This window comes from Saccharibacillus endophyticus, from assembly GCF_013185185.1.
Classification (GTDB): Bacteria; Bacillota; Bacilli; order Paenibacillales; family Paenibacillaceae; genus Saccharibacillus; species Saccharibacillus endophyticus.
The window spans coordinates 897,748-913,742 of sequence record NZ_JAAZWE010000001.1 but is presented as its reverse complement, the minus strand read 5'-3'; the positions used below and the strand labels follow the sequence as shown (position 1 = coordinate 913,742).

Annotated in this window: 13 protein-coding genes; 11 read left to right on the top strand and 2 right to left on the bottom strand. The window is 54.0% G+C overall.

What is annotated here, in order from left to right; translation table 11 throughout:
• Positions 1-223: 223 nt before the first annotated feature.
• The 4 genes from HRQ63_RS04095 (at position 224) to HRQ63_RS04080 (ending at position 6,390) form a co-directional block, all read left to right on the top strand.
• Positions 224-2,503, top strand: a complete 2,280-nt coding sequence (locus HRQ63_RS04095; RefSeq protein WP_172239497.1) for a helix-turn-helix domain-containing protein — start codon at positions 224-226, stop codon at positions 2,501-2,503.
• A gap of 182 nt (positions 2,504-2,685) precedes the next feature.
• The gene (locus tag HRQ63_RS04090; protein ID WP_172239494.1) at positions 2,686-4,194 is read left to right on the top strand and encodes an extracellular solute-binding protein; all 1,509 of its coding nucleotides are present in this window, start codon (positions 2,686-2,688) and stop codon (positions 4,192-4,194) included.
• 313 nt (positions 4,195-4,507) lie between these two features.
• Positions 4,508-5,140 carry a GNAT family N-acetyltransferase gene (locus HRQ63_RS04085; RefSeq protein ID WP_172239491.1) on the top strand — a complete coding sequence of 211 codons (633 nt, stop codon included), beginning with the start codon at positions 4,508-4,510 and terminating at the stop codon, positions 5,138-5,140.
• A 71-nt stretch (positions 5,141-5,211) separates the two neighbouring features.
• Entirely contained in the window at positions 5,212-6,390 is a 1,179-nt protein-coding gene (locus HRQ63_RS04080) for an acetoin utilization protein AcuC (protein ID WP_172239488.1), read from the top strand.
• A gap of 259 nt (positions 6,391-6,649) precedes the next feature.
• On the opposite strand, the gene HRQ63_RS04075 is transcribed toward HRQ63_RS04080, so the two are convergent.
• Positions 6,650-7,738, bottom strand: a complete 1,089-nt coding sequence (locus tag HRQ63_RS04075) for a helix-turn-helix transcriptional regulator (protein ID WP_172239485.1) — start codon at positions 7,736-7,738, stop codon at positions 6,650-6,652.
• 243 nt (positions 7,739-7,981) lie between these two features.
• Here HRQ63_RS04075 and HRQ63_RS04070 point away from each other — a divergent pair, with 243 nt between their 5' ends.
• From HRQ63_RS04070 to HRQ63_RS04045, 6 genes are all read left to right on the top strand, one after another.
• A complete protein-coding gene (locus HRQ63_RS04070; RefSeq protein ID WP_172239482.1) occupies positions 7,982-8,773 on the top strand; it encodes a class I SAM-dependent methyltransferase in 792 nt (263 codons plus the stop codon).
• A complete protein-coding gene (locus HRQ63_RS04065) occupies positions 8,770-9,942 on the top strand; it encodes a saccharopine dehydrogenase NADP-binding domain-containing protein (RefSeq protein ID WP_172239479.1) in 1,173 nt (390 codons plus the stop codon). Before HRQ63_RS04070 ends, HRQ63_RS04065 begins: the two co-directional genes overlap by 4 nt.
• A gap of 170 nt (positions 9,943-10,112) precedes the next feature.
• Positions 10,113-11,543: an NAD-dependent succinate-semialdehyde dehydrogenase gene (locus HRQ63_RS04060; RefSeq protein WP_172239476.1), complete on the top strand. Its 1,431-nt coding sequence runs from the start codon at positions 10,113-10,115 to the stop codon at positions 11,541-11,543.
• A 177-nt stretch (positions 11,544-11,720) separates the two neighbouring features.
• Complete coding sequence (locus HRQ63_RS04055; protein WP_172239473.1) at positions 11,721-12,143, top strand: MaoC family dehydratase; 423 nt, start codon at positions 11,721-11,723, stop codon at positions 12,141-12,143.
• Between the two features lie 167 nt (positions 12,144-12,310).
• The gene (locus HRQ63_RS04050) at positions 12,311-13,537 is read left to right on the top strand and encodes a DUF418 domain-containing protein (protein WP_172239470.1); all 1,227 of its coding nucleotides are present in this window, start codon (positions 12,311-12,313) and stop codon (positions 13,535-13,537) included.
• Between the two features lie 37 nt (positions 13,538-13,574).
• Complete coding sequence (locus tag HRQ63_RS04045) at positions 13,575-14,270, top strand: hypothetical protein (RefSeq protein WP_172239467.1); 696 nt, start codon at positions 13,575-13,577, stop codon at positions 14,268-14,270.
• 128 nt (positions 14,271-14,398) lie between these two features.
• Here HRQ63_RS04045 and HRQ63_RS04040 read toward each other — a convergent pair whose 3' ends face one another.
• Complete coding sequence (locus tag HRQ63_RS04040) at positions 14,399-14,950, bottom strand: helix-turn-helix domain-containing protein (RefSeq protein WP_037288985.1); 552 nt, start codon at positions 14,948-14,950, stop codon at positions 14,399-14,401.
• 187 nt (positions 14,951-15,137) lie between these two features.
• Here HRQ63_RS04040 and HRQ63_RS04035 point away from each other — a divergent pair, with 187 nt between their 5' ends.
• Positions 15,138-15,926: an SDR family oxidoreductase gene (locus HRQ63_RS04035; protein ID WP_172239464.1), complete on the top strand. Its 789-nt coding sequence runs from the start codon at positions 15,138-15,140 to the stop codon at positions 15,924-15,926.
• Positions 15,927-15,995 lie beyond the last annotated feature (69 nt).

The window sequence follows — 15,995 nt, the reverse complement described above, 5'->3', positions numbered from 1 at the left end:
AGCCTTATGCGACAAGGGTTCTGCGATTTTTGAGAGAGGTTCATGGCAGATTATTCGCGATTTGAAGTCAAAATGTTCGCTATTGCGATCTTTTTCGGCTTCTTTATAATGAGAATAACTTTATCGCTCAGCATGTAAGCGTTATCTAGTTACAATTCGCGATATATAAACGAACATTAGAAAGTATAGAGGTAGGCAATCTTCAGAATCGGAGGGAATGGCGATGCTTAAAAACGGACTGCTGCGCTACACGGTATATCGCAATATGTTCCTCAGTTTCGTCCTGCTGACCGCCGTCGTCATTGCGCTGGTCACCGCCGTACTCTATGCGCTGTTTTCTTGGAGCACGGCGCGCGAAGTCGGCAAAATTTCAGAGTCGATGCTTAAGCAAAGCAGCGTGGTCTCGAACGTGATCAAAAACCAAGTATACAATTTCGGCGGATTGATGCTGAACGACAAGACGATCGTGGCTTCTTTATTTGATCGCGAAAATGACCGGATCAAGCAGTATCATGCTTCGCGGGTACTGCGCAATATGCAGACCACCTATCCGTTTATCGAATCGATCGGCATCTATAACGGCTTGACCGAAACGTATCTCGACACGAAAGGCGCCACGCTGGAACAAGAACAATTTTTGCTTACGCAGATCAGCTCCAAAAACAAAAGTTATTTCCAACTGTTCCCCCGGCGCATGCTGAATCCCGGCAGCTCCAGGGAAAACAACGTGCTGACGTTCGTGCTGCTGCCCAGCTACTATGCTTTGCTGCCCGCTCAAGGCGCCATGGTCATTAATATGGATACGGACTATATTCAGAAGCTGATCGGCGGTTATCAAAACGATGCGGCGGATTCGTTGTTCGTGATGAATTCCAAAGGCGTGATCCTCACCCATTCCGATTCGTCGAGGTTTATGGACAACATGTCTTCTACGCCTTATATCGAACGTATTTTGCAAGAACCGGGAGAGAGCGGATATTTCATGGACGAGATCGACGGCCGCAAAAACGTGATCACCTACGTGAAGTCGGCCGATCTGGATTGGGTGTTCGTCAGCCATAGCGAATACCGCAATCTGCTGTTCAACATGAGTGCGCTGCGCTGGTCTTCGCTCGGCCTGGCGTTGGCTATTTTCGTCGCGAGCCTGCTGCTGTCGGCCCGGCTGACCCATTATGCCTACAATCCGATCCGCGGCGTATTGGAGAAAATTTCGGGCATGCAGCGGCATAAGCAAAACGCTCGGCGGATCAACGAATTCGAACTGCTGAACGCTTCGTATTCGGAGATGACCGAAAAGCTTTCTTCGCTGGAAAGCGTGGCGGCGCGAAGGCAGGAAACGGAAGTGCTCGAGGTATTGAAAAGCGGGGGTTCAGGCACGTTCGAACGTTTTAAACAGAGTTGTCCGGGAACCACGTACACGACGATCGCGCTGTTGGTCGACGGCTTGGACGAGTTTCGGACCCATGTGGACGCGCCGACGAGGGCTTTCGCGCACGAAGCGATTTTGCGCACGACGGCCGAATTGTTCGGTTGCTACCGGGTCCGCGCGGCGGTGATCGAAGAAGGCACGATCGCGCTGATCATTCCGACGCCGGAAGGGGGCGAGGAGCCGAGAGACACGATCCCGCTCGACGCGCTTTTCCTGGAACTTCAACACGGGTTGCGCCATACGCTGAATCTTTCGGTGACGGTCTGCATCGGGACGACGGCGCACTCTCACGAAGAAGTGCGTCAGTCGTTCGAACAAGCGCAGTCCGGCGTCCGGCGTCGTTTTTTCGAAGGCAAAGGACATATTTTCGATTGCGCGCGTGCTTCTGATACAGGTGATCACGAGCTTATGTATCCGTCCAAGCAAGAAAAGTCGGTGATCGACGCGATCCGGCTGCGGCAGCGTTCGCGGATCAACCGGGAAATCGAACTGTGGGCCGAAGAAATCTCGACCGGGGATTATCATGAAGCACTATTTTGCATGAACCAATTCGTCAGCAGTCTGTATAAGCAGCTTCGCGTCTCGCGCTCCGAAAACCAGGAAATCAACAATCTGTTTTTGAATTTTACCCGCCGGATGTCTTCATTCGAGACGCTGTACGAATTTAAAGAAGCACTCAAAGACTTGGCCGGAAAATTGTCGAGCGATACGGAGTCCGACGGAGACGAACGGCATGCGGAGATTGTCGATTACATTCAAACGTACGTCGGCACCCATTACGCCCGGCCGGATTTATCGCTTGAACTGGTAGCCGGTGAGGTGAAGCTGTCCCGAAGTTACGTCGGCAAGCTGTTCAAAGCCCACTGCGAATCTTCGTTCAACGATTATTTGAATGCAGTGAGGTTGGAAAAAGCCAAGGAGCTGCTGCTGCAAACCGATGAACCCGTTCAAAGTATCAGCGAGCAGGTAGGCATTTTCAATACCACCTATTTCTATACGCTGTTCAAAAAATATAACCATCAGTCGCCGGCGCAGTATCGAAGCCGGATGCAGTTAGAGCGAATCAAAGCCTAAAACTGTTCATTCTCGCGAGTCGTGGACTTCAAAATGGAGCAGTCATGCTTACTTGCAGTCGCAATATGCGGCATATTCTTGTTTAAATTGAGGCTTTGCTTATTATTGCAGTATATTCGCGCACACCCCTCCGGTTACGCTTGGGACGACGCATCAATTCAGATCGAGAGGGGATATCCGAAATGAAGACATGGAAGCGGAAAGCGAAAATGGGACTGGCGTCGATCTTGGCGCTCGGCATGCTGGCCGGTTGTTCGGGCGGCGGCGAAAGTTCGAACGCGAACGGAGGAAGCGGAGGGACGTCAGGCAAACTGCCGGTGCGTTATTTGCTGCCCGGCAACGCGCCGGAAGACCTCGACACCGTCGTAAAAGCCATCAACGAAAAGCTCGAAGCGGACGGTCTGAACCTGGATTATCAGCCGACGTACATTCCGGGCGACGCGTGGGATCAGAAAACCAATCTGATGATGTCCACGGGCGAGGAATTCGAGCTGATCACGATCATGCACGATATCAAAGGACCGAACGTTCTGGCCGGCAATGGTGCGCTGCTGCCGATCGACAAGCTGCTGGACGAATACGGGCCGCAGCTGAAAGCGTCGATGCCCGACTGGATCTGGGACTCGGCCAAAATCAACGGCGAAATCACCTATATCCCCAACTTCTGGCTCGATACGGCATTTAACGACGGCATGGTGACGCTGCGTAGCGATCTTTTGGAGAAAAATAATCTGGATGCGCCCAAGTCGCCGGAAGACCTGCTGAATATTGCGGAGACTTTTCAAAAAAACTGGCCGCAGGATAACAAAAACGTCTATATCAAGCTGCTGGGCGAACCGGCGACGTTCCTGCATACGACTTACGAGACGTATCCGTTCGCGGTCATCGACAACCTGATCTACGTCGACCAAGACGGCAGCGTGAAGTCATGGCTGGAAACCGACGAGTTCAAAAAAGACGTACAATACATGAACGAAGCCTATTCCCGAAACTTGATCCTCAAAGACGTGCTGACCACGCCGAGCGAAGTGCTCAACAAAGAAGAACTGGCGGGCCGCTATTTATACCGTCCGGGCGACGTGGGGATCGACGATAAAATCCGCGAGACGTTCCCGGGCGCGGAAGTGAATATCTATTTCCTGAACGAGCAGCAAAAATTCCGTTCCTACGCGATCCGTAACTCTAACGGCGTATCGGCGACGTCTCCGAATCCGGAAGCGGGCGTGCAATTCCTGAACTGGGTGTTCTCCAGCCAAGAAAACTTCGATCTCGTGCAGAGCGGCATCGAAGGTACGCATTGGAAAGACGAAGGCAAGAACAAAAAAGAGACGTTGGCTTTTACCGATGCAGGCGGACCCAAGTATGAGCTATCCACTTGGCTGCTCGGCAACGTGGAAATGAACCGTTACTCGTCGACGATCGATCCGGGGCGCCTAAAGCGCAGAACGACCGTAGCCGACGACGCGATCAACAGCGTCACGATCGGATTCAGTTTCGATCCGACCCCGGTCGCCAGCGCTTACGCCAATAGCGTGGCCGAGCTTCAGACGAGCATTTTACCGTTGATGTATGGCGTGGTGCCTTACGAGAGCGGTTTTGCGAGCGCGATCCAGAATATGAAAGCAGCCGGACTGGATACAGTCGTGGAAGAGTATAAAAAGCAGTTCGATACTTGGCGGGCGGCGCAGTAAACAAACCTTTCTATGCGGAATGAAGTTTGATATTTCGTTGGACAGCCCATATTGGCGGCAGAGCCGAACAGATTCGTTGTTCGGACTCTGCCGCTTTTTCATAGGCTTGTTGTCGTTTCCCGAAGATTGGTGTTCACCGCGAAAAACAGCTATGATAAACGAAGAAGAAGTGGGCCGTCCGCGCGTAAGCGTCGTTAGGGCTTGTCTTCAAACCTCGGCGACAAAAGATGGACGTCGCCCAGTTTGAAGGCATGCCCAGGGTCGTTTTGGCCGCCTTTTTCAAATACATGCCGTTTCGGGAAAAGGAGGCCGCATGGAGCATATCAAAGTGTTTCACGAAGAAACGATCGGCGAAGGCGACAGAAAACTGGTGATTCAAGGTCCGATGCCGTCCGAGCAATTGCGAAAGCTTACGCTGCATCCGCAGCTTGACGCGTTTCGCCGCCCGAGCGAGCAGCATGAAGCGCTTGTCGAAATCGCGGAACTGCCGGAAGGACGAATCATCGCCGCATTGGAAGAAGATGTCGTGGTCGGCTACGTGACGTTCCATTATCCCGATGAATATGAACTGTGGTCGGAAGGGAATATGGATGATCTGGTCGAGCTGGGCGCGATCGAAGTTGCAAACGATTACAGGAGCCGGGGAATCAGCAAAAAACTGCTGGAAATCGCTTTCCGCGGCGAACAGCTCGACAATGCGATCGTATTCACCACGGAGTACTATTGGCACTGGGATCTGGACAGTACGGGCTTGAGCGTATGGGATTACCGAAAGATGATGGAAAACCTGATGAAGAACGTCGATATGGTCTGGTTCGCTACGGATGATCCCGAAATTTGCAGCCATCCTGCCAATTGCTTGATGGTTCGCGTAGGAAAGAACGTGCCGCAGGCTTCAGCGGAAGCGTTCGACCGACTGCGTTTCCGGCAGCGGTTCATGTACTGAACAAACGAAGCGGAAAAGAACCGACAGGCGTGACGCGCATTTTGACTTCCCGCGAAGAAAGGAGCCGCAGCATGCAGGATGCCGTATATATGTTTCACCCGCATTTTTTGAATTACGTATTCGACAAAGATCATCCGTTCGATCAACACCGGATCACGTTGACGCGGGATTTGCTGCGATCGGCGAACGCTTTTCCGAACAAGTCCGAAATCGTATCCGTCAATCATCTGGACGAAGCGCTGCTGCATGCCGTCCACGTGCCGGAATACGTGGAAAGCGTCAAAGCATTGAGCGCGCTGCGTCCGGATGGGCGAAAAATCGGCGAAGCGCAAAAATACGGTTTGGATACGGAAGATACGCCGTTTTTCCCGGGGATGCATCAGAGTGCGGAGATCATCGCGGCGGCTACGGTCGGCGCGGCGAAGCTGGTGATGGACGGCGATGCGCGTCATGCCATTAATCTGGCCGGCGGTCTTCATCATGCGATGCCGCAGCGCGGTTCCGGATTTTGCGTGTACAATGACGCTTCCGTCGCTATTTCTTTTATTCGAAAAGAATACGGAGCGCGGGTGTTGTACGTCGATACGGACGTGCATCACGGCGATGGCGTAGAGATGTCTTTTTACAGCGATCCGAACGTCTATACGTACTCGATTCACGAGACGGGGAAATACCTTTTCCCGGGCACGGGGTTGGTGGAGCAGCGCGGCGAAGGCGAAGGATTCGGCTGCACGGTCAATCTGCCGATGGAGCCGTATACGGAAGATGCTTCGTGGTTGGAGTGCTTCGGAAACGTGTTGGACGACGTGCTGCACAAAGCGAAACCGGATATCATTATCAGCCAGCACGGATGCGACGCGCATGCCCTTGATCCGCTCGCGCACGTGCATTGCTCCATGGACATTTATCGCCGAATGCCGAAGATGCTGCATGAAGCCGCCCATACGCATTGCAACGGACGCTGGGTAGCGCTGGGCGGTGGCGGATATGACATTTGGCGCGTCGTGCCGAGGGCCTGGGCGCTGCTATGGATGGAAATGAGCGGCCATCCGCTGCTGCAAAAGATCGATGCCGATCCCCGTTTGCGTTTGCCGGAAGAATGGTTGGCGCGTTGGGGACCGGAAAGCCCGGAAGATCTGCCCGAGACGTGGCTGGACGATACTTCGGAATGGGCGCCGATGCCGAGAAGGGCGGAGATCGAAGCCGCGAATCGCCGGTCGGCGGAGTTGGCTTCGATGTATTTGCGGTAAGATTAAAATGAGCAAAAATGTGTTCAAAAAGTCAACAATCGAAGCCAGTACCTTGAGCAAGTTAAATGTAAGGTTAGGCCTGTCTGATTAAGATGGGTCAAGCTGCTAGAAGAAAAGCTAAAGATAAAAAGATGCCGTGAAGTTGATGGACAGAAACACACGCACTGCGAAAAGCCCAGCTTATCTTCGCGATCTTGCGAGACGGCAGGGCTTTTCGTTATGCGCATTCGCCGAGCAAAGCGGCGACTTGTCCGAGCGTTCAGCTGAACCGCGAATATAACCGCCAGACCAGCTCTCGTCGGCTTTTGGTTCCCGTTTTGCGGAATACGGACTTCAAGTGATCTTGAAGCGTATACTCCGACATATGCAGCGACAGCGCGGCTTCTTTACCGGAGAGACCTTGAACGATGCGGTCCACGACTTCGCGTTCGCGCTCGGTCAGGCCGAAGCTTTCGGCCAGGACCGGCAAAATGTCGACGGGCCTGGCGCGCTCGACGGTGACGGCGAGCTGGACTTCGCCGTCCGTGCTTTGCATCCGGCTGGCGCGGATGCCGACGTAGACGCCGCCGGGCACGGGAACGCAGACCCGTGCGGCACCTGCGGCGTGATCGCCGTCCTGCGCAGACGGCGATAGGGCGCGGGTACAAACCGCGCGGACCGGACGCGGCGTGACGTCCGGTCCGATCTGCTCGGCGCCGCGCAGCACGGCGAGCCAGTCTTCGGCCGAGGGATTCGCGGCCAGCAGCCGCAGATCGTCCGCCAGCACGAAGACGCCGGATTCGTGCGGAAGGGGAAGCGGCTGCCCGGACTCGTTTTCCGTGTCTTCTTCGGAAAACGAGGATTGCCGCAGATAAGCCGCCATTTGCGGCAGCAGCGCCGCCACGAGGCGCACATCGTCCTCCGTGAAGGGAGGACGATTTTCTTTGCGGAGCAGCGACAGATGTCCGCAGCGCCGACCGCGTGCGGTCAGAACGGCGCGCAGTTCATCCCCGAATCCGGCCGGGAACAAGATCTCGCGGTAACGCGTACTGATCTCGGGCTGTCCGCCGCAAGCCAGAACGAGTGAAGCGGCGGGTACTTCCGCCTTGGATAAAGCATCGTAGCGATTGACGTCTTCGCCGCGATATTCGTAGTCGAACAGGCGAGGATGAATCGCCTCGACGACGTCGTCGGTAACTGAACCGGTACTCAATCCGGTATGCCCGTCTATTCCGGTAAAGCAAGCGCCGTCAAACGGCACGGCTCCGACCAAAAGGGACAGGCAAGCGCTGCGATAAGCGCGCGGGGAGGGCAATTTGTCCGCAACCCGGTGCAGTTTGCCCGATAAGCGGCTGATTTGCTGTTCCATACCCTTCCTCCTTGCAATTCCCCCTGATTTCTGGGATGGGCATCGCATCCGACTTTCGAAATAATAGAAAAGAGTTCGGAGCTGCTACCTTCATTATCCGTTATTCCGATGGGGTTTTTCAATGCTGCTGCTTGCAGCTTTGGATAAGCGAGACGGCATGAGACGAAATCGATCGGAATACGATCAGGATCGGAAGCCCGACAAAGAGAGGGAGCCTTAAACGGGCTTGAAGGAGGAAGCAAGATGACGATAAACGAACAGCAAGCCGGAGTGAACATGAAATGGAATCATCCTCATGCTTCGCAGTATCCGGAGACGATTGCCGCTAAAATTCCCGGATATGCGAATTTATACGAAATGGGCGTCAAACTGCTTGGAGCTGCTCTTGATCCAACACATCAGGGGAAAGGTTATGACGCTCATCTGCTGATCGCAGGTGCGGGCGGCGGTCAGGAGTTGGAGACATTCGGAGCTGCGGAACCCCAGTGGACGTTCACGGGAGTCGACCCTTCTCCGGTCATGCTGGAGCGAGCGCGTCGGCGAATTGAGGCAAGTCGGATCGCTGCGCGCACTCAACTGGTGCTTGGCGAGTTGAAAGAACGGAGCGAAGAGCGCTCTGAACTTGCTGGAGACGAATTCTTATCACTCGATACGCGGGAGTACGATGCGGCAGCTTGTATGCTTGTCATACATTTCGTGCGCGGAATCGAAGCGAAAAAGCAGCATCTGCAAGCCATCGCCGATCGGTTGAAGCCGGGCGCGCCGCTGCTGTTTGCCTCGTTGAATGCCGATTTTGACTCTACCGCTTATCCGATCGTGATGGAGGCCTGGCGGACCCATATGCTGAGCCAGGGAATTACGGAAGAAGATTGGCTTCGCTTTGCGACTTCGCTCGGACCCCAATCCGACCCGATTCCGTCTTCGGTAGTCGAGCAGCTATTGGAAGAATGCGGATTCCGCCATGCGGAGCGATATTTCGGGGCGTTTTTGATAGACGGTTGGTTGGCGTTCAAAAAGGAGGAGAGAGAAGCATGAATCATATTCAACGATCCTATAGCGCAGCTTTATCGCCTGGGAAAACGGATATTGTAATCATCGGCGGATACGGAAGCGTAGGGCGGACCCTATCCCTGCAGCTGGCAAAACGATTCCCCGGACATGTATATGCGGCTGGGCGCAGCCTTGAGTCCGCGCAGCGCTTTTCAAAAGAAACGGGTGGCCTCGTCAAGCCTATGCAATGGGCTGTAGGCTCGGATGCCCCCAAAAAGGATCTGTCCTCCATCGCTTTGATCGTGATGTGTCTCGATCAGGATGAACCCGGTCTTGTTGAGCAGTGTCTGGAAGAAGGCACGCATTACATGGATATAACGGCAAAAGTCGATTTTCTGCTGAAAGCCGGCAGACTAAGCATTCCTTCGCCTAAAGCTGCTGCGGTCCTCAGCGTAGGGCTGGCACCGGGGTTGACCAATCTTCTTGCCGCCAAAGCGGCCGCCGCATTGGATGATACGGATCGAATCGAGATTTCGTTGATGTTGGGTCTTGGCGAACATCATGGCAAAGCCGCTATAGAATGGACCATTGATTCCATGGGAGCGGATTTCGAAGTCGCGGAAGCGGATCGGCTGCGCAAAGTCCGTTCGATGACCAACGGGATTACAGCTGAATTCGGCGGTAAACTTGGCCGGAAACGGGTTTATCGTTTTCCGTTTTCGGATCAGCGAACTTTGCCCGGCACGCTCGGCGTATCCGATGTATCGACGCGGCTTGGTTTTGATGTGAACGGTATTGCTCGGGCGGCTGCCGGATTGCGTCGTTTGGGAGTCTTCCGGCTGCTGCGTTGGCCGCCGATGCGCGCTCTATCGGTCAAACTCGCTGGAGCGTTACATGCGGGCAGCGAGCAGTTTGCGGTTCGTGTCGTTGCCTACGGTCGCAGTAACGGCCGTTCTGCTGCATCCGGATGCACGATTCGCGGGATCCGCCAGTCGGATATGACCGCACGCGTTGCTGCTTATACTGCCGAAACGCTGCTTGCCCGGCCCGAACTGCGAGGCGTGTTGCATTTGGAAGAACTGTTGGACGCGGATACCGTCTGGTCGGTGGTGCGCACGGATTCCGCTTCGGAGTTGGAAGTGGACTTGTCTTTCGAAGCGCCGGAGGCGTCGGACGCAAGCCAAGTGCGCATACCGACCCGGCGCGGCGTTTGATCGACGTGCGCGAGTTCCGAAAAAGCCGATCGCTTTTGATCCGCGGGTGGGTCTGTTACTTCGTTGGGGTATACTAATAAAGAAAGGGTTCGGCAGACACCTGCCGGAGCCCGCTTGCGTCAGCCTATTTTCAGCAAGCTTTTCAGTACCGACGAAGGGACGGATGCCCAGTGAATAAGCAAGGAAAGTTACGGATCGGAAGCTCGTGGAGAGACACGAACGAACATATGGAAGTACGCAATCCCGCGAACGGAGAGCGGATCGGGCATATCGCCCAAGCCACGGAAGCGGATGCGCAAGCAGCGGTCGATGCGGCATATCAAGCTTTTTCGAAATGGTCGGCTCTACCTGCAAACGAACGCAGCACACTGCTGCTCAAGTGGCACGCGTTGATCGCGGAGCATCGGGAAGAACTTGCCGAGATCATGACGCTGGAGCAAGGCAAACCGCTGCAAGAAGCCGCAGGCGAGATCGATTATGCCAACAGCTTTATCCAATGGTATGCCGAAGAAGGCAAGCGGGTGTACGGAGAAACGATCCCAGCCTCTTCGGCAAACAAACGAATCTGGGTAACCAAGCAGCCCGTCGGGGTAGCCGCCCTCATCACACCGTGGAATTTTCCGGCTTCGATGATCACTCGCAAAGCAGCCCCCGCTTTGGCGGCGGGCTGCACGGTCGTGATCAAGCCGTCGGAAGAAACGCCGTTTACCGCTTTGCGTCTGGCGGAACTGGCGGAAGAAGCAGGCATTCCGGCAGGAGTCATCAATATCGTCACAGGCGTTCCCGGCGAAATCGGAGGCGTTTGGCAGCGGGACGCGCGCGTGCGCAAATTGTCTTTTACCGGGTCGACCCGGATCGGCAAAGAACTGATGAAAGGCGCCGCCGACACCATGAAAAAGCTATCACTCGAACTTGGCGGCCATGCGCCGTTTATCGTGACCGAACATGCCGACCTGCGCAAAGCCGTAGACGGCATGATCGCTTCCAAATTCCGCAACGGCGGGCAGACCTGCGTCTGTACGAATCGGATCTACGTGCATGAGAGCGTAGCGGATCGATTCGTTCAGCTTGCCGCGGACAAAGTAGCGGAGCTTAAAGTCGGTAACGGATTGGATGAAGAAACGGATATCGGCCCATTGATCAATGCCGCGGCGGTGGATAAAGTGCTGGCACAGATCGAAGATGCCCGTTCCAAAGGAGCTCGCGTGCTTGTCGGAGGCGAACGCGTCACTGATTTGGGCAACGGTCACTTCGTGCAGCCCACGCTGCTTGCCGATGTAACGGACGATATGGTCTGCATGAGCGAAGAGACTTTCGGCCCGCTTGCTCCCGTAACGACGTTCCGTACGATCGATGAAGCAATCGAACGGGCGAACGGCAGCCCCTACGGTCTGGCCGCTTATGTATTTACCGAACAGATCAGCGAAGCCGTACAGATTGCCGAGCGGCTTGAATTCGGAATCATCGGCTTGAACGATCCGCTGCCGTCCACGGCTCAAGCTCCGTTCGGGGGCTTCAAGGAAAGCGGCGTAGGACGCGAAGGCGGGCGTTACGGGATCGAAGAGTATTTGGAAGTGAAGTATATTTCGTTGGGCTTGTAAAAAGGCAATGAACGTTAGGGTTGTTTGCTTGGCGTTTTCGCGCGTATGATAATACATATACGGCGACATCGGCAGACGCAAAGATCAAGCCATGGCCGTTTCCCTGCGGAACGGCTTTTTTTCCGTTGCTTCACTTTGTATCTTTAACGAAATCCATCGACTCGGAGGTAGCTTGTTATGAAATTTGAAGAATTTACGCTCGGACATGTTTTTAAAACGGCCTCAATCACGTTAAGTAAAGAAAGCATCATTGAATTCGCTTCTGCGTACGACCCGCAATACATGCATCTGGATGAGGAAAAGGCCGCAGCTGGACGCTTCCGCGGCATTATCGCTTCCGGCATCCAGACCATGGCGGTATCGTTCAAGTTGTGGGTCGAGACGGGAGCGTACGGGGAAGAGGTCGTAGCGGGCACGTCGATGAATGATATTCGTTTTATCAAACCCGTTTACCCGGATGACGAGCTGCGCGTGGAAGCGGAAGTTATTGATCTTAAAGAGAAGCGGCGCAGCGGAATCGTTACGGTTCTTTTATCTACGTATAACGGAAAAAACGAAAAGGTATTCAGCGGAGAACTGTCGGCGTTGGTAGATAAATAACGATCGGCAAATGGACAGACATGCCTGAAGGCGTAACAAACTTGTCATTCAATTGTATTTTTCGAAGGAGGAGTCGCCGGCTTGCCGACTCTACAATGGGAAAAGGTAATTCTACATCACCCATTGGCCGCTCGGCGGTCTTTGACAGAGAAAGGTTTGATCTTCCCATGACGACGCCCGAGGCGGCATCCGATCTTCATTTGAAAGCGGCAGCAGGTACGCCGAATGGACGCATTAATGTACTTGATCAGCTTCGCGGCATCGCTTTGTTTGCTATATTTATGTGCAATCTCTCTCATTTGACCGGTGCTTCGCTTGATGAGGGCGATATCATCGGCAATTTTTTGTGGAAAGCGATTGACGTGTTATTTGGTAACAGTGCCCGTCCGCTGTTTTCGTTTATGTTCGGAATCAGCATGATGCTGATCTTCGACGCGGCCGTCCGCAAAGGCCGGAGACCGTATCCGATGCTGCTGCGCCGAATGCTGATGCTATTGCTATTCGGATCGCTGCATGTATTTGCGGTCTGGAACGGCGATATTCTGTTTATGTACGCGCTGGACGGCTTTATGCTGATGCTGTTCCTGTGGATGCCGAAACCTGTTTTGCTGCTGTCGGGGATTGTCTTGTTCCTGGTTACGGCGTATGAAATTCAAACGGTCATGGGAGAAGGACTTTCTTCCGCGCTTCAGACGGTATCGCCAGCTTCCTTGCTCTACAGCGGTGTTGCGCTGATTCCGAACCAGGAAGCCTTTTTCTCCAGCCGCTACTTGTCTACCGGCTTCGGCGAGTTGGTATTGGCGGTCGAGCATTTGACCTTCTTCTTGTTCGGTATGTACGCGTACCGCAGCGGGCTGTTCACCCGGCTGCCGAAGCATCCGATCTTGGCTTCTTCGCTGGGTGCGCTGCTTCTGCTGCTTGGCTGGACAGGCAAGTATTTGTACAGCAGCGAGTGGAACAATAACTGGATCACGACGCTGCATCCGGCGGCTTGCTTTGCCGTGACGATCGGTGCCGTGCTGTTGATCATCGGATTGGCCGGAAGCGAAGGCTCGCGTACCGCGCGATTGCTGGAGCCGTTCCGGGCCGTAGGGCGAATGGCGTTTACGAATTATCTGATGCAATCGCTCGTATTTGTTACTTTGTTCAAGGCATCCGGCGAAGGAATCTTTGCTTCGCTCGGCGTGATCGGAAGCCTACCTATGGCGGCCGTGGTACCGATCGGGATCGCCTTCTTCGCTTTGCAGATGATCGTCAGTCATTATTGGCTCCGCCGTTTCCTCTACGGACCGTTCGAATGGTTGTGGAGAGCCGGAACGAATTTGGAACTTCCGCCGTTTAAGAAAAAGATACGCTTATCGACAGAGGAATCAATCGATAACCCTTCTGCTTAGGATATGTCGAACTTTCGCAAAGAAAGAGAGGGACCTAATGAATCAGCAGGAATATGGGTTGTACGTACTGAGCCTGATCGGAGAAGAGCCTTACGCACAAGGTGGTGTGACGGAAGATGAATTGTATGGATATTTTCAGTCATTTATGCCGGAAGGACAAGTTGTAGAAAAAGTATTTGAACCTCTGGAGTACGGAGAAACGCTACTAGCTCGTATCCGTCCGATTTACGAGATGTTGGATGTTTCGGAGTTCGAAGGAGAAGCAGTTCCGGGTTATTTTAACGGAGGTCGGAATGACGCCACCCAAGAGCATATTCAAGTGCTTGGCGGCGCACTGATCGAGGGTTTGCTGCGATTATTCGCGGCTGACCCCGAGCAATCGCAGCAGGCAGCACGGACGCTTACGAATATTTCGGTGATCGAGGTGCTTGCGCCGGGACACATCGCTCCGATCTTTACTAATTTTGAGGCAGAAGACAATCTGGGGAGTATCATTTACGAAACGCTGACTGATGTCATTTCCGCACATACGGACTTTAACGAAACGGTCGAAATTTTGAGCGAAGCCTATTACTCGATCGGCTGCGATTACTGGCTGTCTTACTATCTGCAATGGCCGAGGTATCGCGGATTGGAGTCAACTAGGGATCCATTGCGTCCCTATGCGGAGCTGTACAAACTGGGTTATTCCGTCGTTTTCCAACCAGGAAAGATGCTGATCGGACGTCGTTAAGTGATTTTTATACGTTTGAAAAATAACGCAAAAAAGCCGTTCTCGCCAATCGAAAGATGCCGGCGGAACGGCTTTTTTAAAAAAATCATAGCTGAGGTACATATAGGGGAAATCAACAAAAGAGAAACTCAGATCGGTTCAGCGTCCCGCTTGGAATCCGTATACACCGCGATCAGCACGACGGCGGGTTTGTCGCTATCATTCCAGACCCGGTGCGGAACGCAGGCATTCCAACTGAAGGTATCGCCCTCGTGCAAATCATAGACGTCTTCGCCTTGCTGCGCCGTGACCGATCCGCTGACAATCATATGAATTTCTTCGCCTTCGTGGGCATGGGGAGTATCGCCTGACGAGGCGCCGGGAGCCAGATCGATCAATGTCATGCGCAGATGCGGCGTACGCCCGATATGCGAGATATCGACCTGCTCCGTTCCTCCTGATGTCCGGCGTCGTTCTTCTTTGCGGACGACTTGCATCCGTTCTTCCTTTTTCAATAACAAATAAGCCAAAGGCACATCCAAAGCTTGGGCAATCTGTTCGAGCGTGGCAATGGACGGCGACGTTTTATCGTTTTCCACCTGGCTCATGAACCCTTGCGATAGGCCCGTAGCAGCGCAAATCGAAGCGATGGTAATGCCTTTGCGTTTGCGTATGGTACGGATGTTGGAACCCAGATCCATGTTCATCGCTCCTTTCGTGTCATTATCCTACCAAGATTTTCGCTCGTTCGCTAGGGCGTGTCTTCAAACCTCGATAGAAGCAGATTTGAAGACACGCCCTAGCCAAGAAGAAAAGGCAAGCACGCTGACCGCGTTCGAAGTTGGGTATAATAGAAGAAGCAAGAAGAGGAAATAAGGAGGTTAGAAAATGGATTTGGGACTCAAAGGAAAATCGGTGTTCGTGGCTGCGGCAAGTAAAGGTCTCGGGCGCGCCTCGGCGCTGGAATTCGCACGCGAAGGCGCCAACGTCACGATTGCCAGTCGGAGCGAGGAACGATTGTCGGAGGCGAAGCGCGTGATCGGAGAAGCAACGGGCGTCGAAGTTTCGACGGTAGCGATGGACGCGGGAAAAGCGGACGACGTGCAGCGCGCCATTCGCGAAGCAGCTGAGCGTTTTGGCGGTCTGGATGTATTGGTTTGTAATGCCGGAGGCCCCAAAGGAGGACGTTTCGACGAAATGTCGGACAGCGACTGGCAAGCCGCTTATGAATTGAACCTGCTCGGTACGATCCGCATGATCCGCGAAGCTTTGCCTTATATGCGTAAAGCAGGCGGCGGTCGAATCGTCAATCTGACGTCCGCCTCGATCAAACAGCCTATAGACGGCCTCATCCTGTCGAACGTCTTTCGTGCAGGCGTTCATGCGCTCACGAAGACGCTGGCGACCGAACTAGCGCCTGACGGCATTCTAATCAACACCGTAGCCCCCGGCCGAATCGCCACGGATCGTATTCAGGAGCTGGACGAAGCCAATGCGAAAAAAACAGGCCGATCCCTGGACGAAGTCCGTCAAGCCAGCGAACGCTCGATTCCGCTAGGCCGCCTGGGCCAACCCGACGAATTCGGCCGCGTCGTAGCGTTCTACGGATCGTTCGCCAATACGTACGCGACGGGACAAGCGCTGTTGGTGGACGGGGGCGCGGTGAAGGCTCTCTAAGCCGCTATTTGGATCTGAACAGCCGTTCCGGCAGCGTTATCCGGAACGGCTTTTTGGCAAGCGATGATT

Coding starts and splice junctions, on each gene's coding strand:
- HRQ63_RS04090 (WP_172239494.1), top strand. CDS start 2,686: ATGAAGACATGGAAGCGGAAAGCGAAAATGGGACTGGCGTCGATCTTG.
- HRQ63_RS04080 (WP_172239488.1), top strand. CDS start 5,212: ATGCAGGATGCCGTATATATGTTTCACCCGCATTTTTTGAATTACGTA.
- HRQ63_RS04075 (WP_172239485.1), bottom strand. CDS start 7,738: ATGGAACAGCAAATCAGCCGCTTATCGGGCAAACTGCACCGGGTTGCG.
- HRQ63_RS04045 (WP_172239467.1), top strand. CDS start 13,575: ATGAATCAGCAGGAATATGGGTTGTACGTACTGAGCCTGATCGGAGAA.
- HRQ63_RS04095 (WP_172239497.1), top strand. CDS start 224: ATGCTTAAAAACGGACTGCTGCGCTACACGGTATATCGCAATATGTTC.
- HRQ63_RS04035 (WP_172239464.1), top strand. CDS start 15,138: ATGGATTTGGGACTCAAAGGAAAATCGGTGTTCGTGGCTGCGGCAAGT.
- HRQ63_RS04085 (WP_172239491.1), top strand. CDS start 4,508: ATGGAGCATATCAAAGTGTTTCACGAAGAAACGATCGGCGAAGGCGAC.
- HRQ63_RS04070 (WP_172239482.1), top strand. CDS start 7,982: ATGACGATAAACGAACAGCAAGCCGGAGTGAACATGAAATGGAATCAT.
- HRQ63_RS04040 (WP_037288985.1), bottom strand. CDS start 14,950: ATGGATCTGGGTTCCAACATCCGTACCATACGCAAACGCAAAGGCATT.
- HRQ63_RS04065 (WP_172239479.1), top strand. CDS start 8,770: ATGAATCATATTCAACGATCCTATAGCGCAGCTTTATCGCCTGGGAAA.
- HRQ63_RS04055 (WP_172239473.1), top strand. CDS start 11,721: ATGAAATTTGAAGAATTTACGCTCGGACATGTTTTTAAAACGGCCTCA.
- HRQ63_RS04050 (WP_172239470.1), top strand. CDS start 12,311: ATGACGACGCCCGAGGCGGCATCCGATCTTCATTTGAAAGCGGCAGCA.